Here is a 3,407-nt window from a genome sequence, read left to right as displayed (position 1 = left end):
TGTGTCGCCCAGGGCACCCCGAGTCACCCCACAGCACGTCTACAAAACATCACCGATCACAACGTAGCGTGATCTCTGCGCGGCCCTGCCCGTTACCCGACCATACCCGGCACTGACAGTTTGGACCGAGCGGAGCCGTTTCAGCCCGCGCATCGGCCGCAGCCGAGCTTTGAGCCGGCCATGATCGGCTTCGATCCGGTTGTTCTCCCGAGCGGTGTCGACGTGGCAGGCCTCGGGCACCAGATCGTCAAGGACCCGCGGGTAGACCGGGGCCTTGCCGGTGGTGACCGCCACCGGCCGCCGGCCATGAGACAGCGCCTGGACGAAGAACCGGCGGGCGGCGGCTTGGGCGCGGCGCGTGCTGGCGAGGACGTCGATGACCTGGCCATGCTGGTCAACGGCCCGGTACAGGTACGTCCACCGGTCCGCGACCTTCACGTAGGTCTCGTCGATGAACCACCTGTCCCCAGGCCGGTGCCGACACGGACGAGCCGCCTCGACCAGCAAGGGCGTACAGCGCAGCACCCACCGGTAGATCGTGACGTGATCGACATCGAGGCCGCGTTCGGCGAGCGGCTCCTCGACATCCCGGTACGACAGGGCAAACCGCAGATACCAGCGGACCGCCAGGACGATCACTTCCGGTGGGAACCGGAACCCCGCAAACTCCGACGTCGGAACCGGTGGACAGCCACGACGTCGACGCATCACCCGATCATGACCGATCGGCAGCCGTCGGACAACGGACTCCGCCGATGCAACAGCCCCCCAGAACGTAAGGTGGTGTCACATTCTGTGTGCGGGTGACGTCAACCTGTGGCGGCGAGGTATCGGGGTGGACGTATCAGGCTCCCGGCGCGAATCGCTCACGGTGGCTTGGTTGCTCTGGAAGCAGAAGCGTTACACGCCCTTGTCGATTCCTGGCATTCCCCGACGCCGGCGCCAGCTGGCCTGGAGGTCCGGCCGTCATGCGGACGGTGTGGTGCCCGCCTTCCAGCCACGGAACGCCGCGAGCAGCTTGTCGCGCATGTCCGGCCGCAGGTCGTCCTCCGCCAGGGTGCCGGTGACCCGCACCGTCTCCCGCATCTGTTCGACATAGGCGTCGCAGCCGTCGCACAGTTCGAGATGCTCGCTGAACCGGCGGCGGGTGTCCGCGTCCAGCGTTCCTTCGAGATAGTCCGTGACCACCTCGACAAGCTCGTCCACAGAAGTATGACCCGGCACCGAAGCTCGCGTGTCAACCGGGTGGTTGTCGTGAGCAGCCGCGTCCGACACCTCACCGGCCGGGGGACCTCACCTGATCATCAAGGCCGGCGATCTAGATCAACTACAGTGACCAGTTACGAGGATGTGGCGGACGCGGTCCTGGGCGTCGCGTGCCCGACCACGGGCTCGGGCTCGGGCTCGGGCTTCGCAGTGGACCATCGCAGCCTGCGGCCTGGTGGCGGGAATGCTGAAGATCCACCGCATATCGGCGGGCTGCTACCGGAATCAGGGCTGGCCGGCGTGTCAACAAGGTCATGCCAGCAGTGCGACCGGCTTCGTGAGGCGGACGACGGAGAAGTGCCGGCGGTCGAGGGTCGCGATGGCGTCCGCGTCGAGGCGTTCGGCGATCGCGAGCACGGAGGCGTCGACGGCGCCGAGCGGGAAGTCGCTGTACTTCTCGACCAGCTCGACCATCCGGTCGAGGTCCTGGCGAGCAAGCGGGATCAGGCTGATCTGTCCGGTGCTGATGGAGCGCAGGAACGCGGCTTCGGCACGGGTGCCCTTCTCTCGTTCGAGCATGAAGCAGACTTCGGTCAGGACGGGATAGGGAACGAGTAGCGGCCGGGGCGTGTGCCGCATGAGAGCGACGCTGCGGGCGTGGTGCTCGTCGTCGGTGTCGGCGGCGGCGATCAGCGGCCTGGTGTCCCAGACGATCACTCGGGATTGCGCCCGAGCTCCGCGCGCAGGATCTCAGCCGAACGGTCGGCGAGGTCGCCCTTGCCGCTGGCCAACGCGCCGACGAAATCCGGCAATGGCCACTCGTCGCCGCCGCCCGCGGCGGGTGCGCTCTCGCGCACGAGAGCCAGGATCGGCGCCACCTGCGATTCGGGCAGGCGGTCGATCAGACTGTGCAGCTCGTCCCGCAAGGTGCTCACCTGTTGAGGATACGGCCGACGCGTGGCCAGCCACTGAGATCCGCCGGGACGCGAGCTGAACGGCGGATCGCAGCCCGCAGGGCCGCCACGGTCGCGGTGTGGGCCGCGCCGACGACGTAGACCAGGTTCTGGTCGGTGAGATCTTGGCGGAACTCGGCCGAGTCTCCGTAGCCGGGGCCGTCGCCGCCGGCGCCGGCGATCTCGACGAGGAACTGGTCGCGGACGGTGCGGAAGAATCGTTCGATCTTGCCGCGGCCCTCGGGCCGGCCGGGGGCCGAGTGCGTGAGTTTGATCCCGAGCTTGGCGCGGGCGCGTAGCAGCCAGGCGTCGACGAATGCGGAGCCGTTGTCGACGTAGATCCGTTCGGGGACGCCGCGGGCGGACAGCGCGGGGCGCAGCGCGGCGGCGAGCCGGACGGTGTCCTCGGCATGGCCCCACCGGTAGCCGACGACGACCCGCGAATGGTCGTCGATGAAGGCGAACAGGAACGTCTTGCGGCAGGCGAGGCGGGGACCGTGCAGAGCATCCCCGGTCCAGATCTCGTTCGGCCGGGACGCCTCGAACGGGCTGAACACGCCGGCCGGCCGGCGGCCAACTGGCGGGGGCCCAGGCCCATCCGGGTGAAGTAGCGCTGCAGCGTGCGCTCGTCCGGCGCCTAGCCCAGCTGCGTGGCCACAATCCGGCGGACCTGCGCCGCCGTGCGCTGCGGGTTCTCCCGCCGCAGGCCCGCCGCCAGCTCGAGCACCTCGGCCGGGGTCCGCGGCGCCGCCTGCCGCGGCGTGGGGACCAGCGCGTCGAACCCGCCCGCCCGCCAGGCCCGGATCCACCGGTCCAGCGTCCAGCGGGTCACCCGCATCGGCTTCCCGTCCGGCCCGACGTGTTCGGCAGCGGCGATCCGGCGGACCATCGCGCCCCGCTGCCGCCCTGTCAGCGCCGGGTCCGCCGCCTCCCTGACCAGCATGTAACGGAACAGGGCGCTCTCCCGCGCCCGTTCCACCCTGCTCTGCGTCTCCTCGTCGGCCACCAGGCCTCCTCCGCGTCCGTGGACACACGACCCGCGCAGGCTCCCAACCAGCGGCTATCCGGCATAAGAGACAACTCGTATTGATCCACGATCACGGCGACGACACCCCAGAGGTGATCATCGAGGGGGCGAGCAGGGTCCCGTTCGTCACCGCCACCGCCGCCAGCCACGGCGACACCCCCGCCAGCGACGGCCAACGGACGGCGACCGCCACCGCGGCCCCCACCACCGCCGCCACCGCG

5 protein-coding genes and 1 pseudogene are annotated in these 3,407 nt (G+C 69.7%); all 6 read right to left on the bottom strand.

What is annotated here, in order from left to right; genetic code table 11:
• Window positions 1-93: 93 nt before the first annotated feature.
• Window positions 94-708: pseudogene (locus tag AC08ON_RS17305) on the bottom strand (IS6 family transposase); the annotation flags it as partial.
• Window positions 709-966: 258 nt separating this feature from the next.
• Window positions 967-1,206, bottom strand: a complete 240-nt coding sequence (locus tag AC08ON_RS17300; RefSeq protein WP_476608606.1) for an anti-sigma factor family protein — start codon at window positions 1,204-1,206, stop codon at window positions 967-969.
• Window positions 1,207-1,518: 312 nt separating this feature from the next.
• Window positions 1,519-1,923 carry a type II toxin-antitoxin system VapC family toxin gene (locus AC08ON_RS17295; RefSeq protein ID WP_476608605.1) on the bottom strand — a complete coding sequence of 135 codons (405 nt, stop codon included), beginning with the start codon at window positions 1,921-1,923 and terminating at the stop codon, window positions 1,519-1,521.
• Window positions 1,920-2,141, bottom strand: coding sequence for a hypothetical protein (locus tag AC08ON_RS17290; RefSeq protein ID WP_476608604.1), 222 nt, complete (start codon window positions 2,139-2,141; stop codon window positions 1,920-1,922). The genes AC08ON_RS17295 and AC08ON_RS17290 overlap by 4 nt, the downstream gene beginning before the upstream one ends.
• Window positions 2,138-2,716, bottom strand: a complete 579-nt coding sequence (locus tag AC08ON_RS17285; protein ID WP_476608603.1) for a DDE-type integrase/transposase/recombinase — start codon at window positions 2,714-2,716, stop codon at window positions 2,138-2,140. Before AC08ON_RS17285 ends, AC08ON_RS17290 begins: the two co-directional genes overlap by 4 nt.
• A gap of 80 nt (window positions 2,717-2,796) precedes the next feature.
• Entirely contained in the window at window positions 2,797-3,165 is a 369-nt protein-coding gene (locus tag AC08ON_RS17280) for a helix-turn-helix domain containing protein (protein WP_476608602.1), read from the bottom strand.
• Window positions 3,166-3,407 lie beyond the last annotated feature (242 nt).

It is taken from the genome of Frankia sp. CoWAU3 (assembly GCF_977971855.1).
Note: the sequence above shows the minus strand (reverse complement) of the source record. Positions and strands in the feature narration are given on the sequence as shown.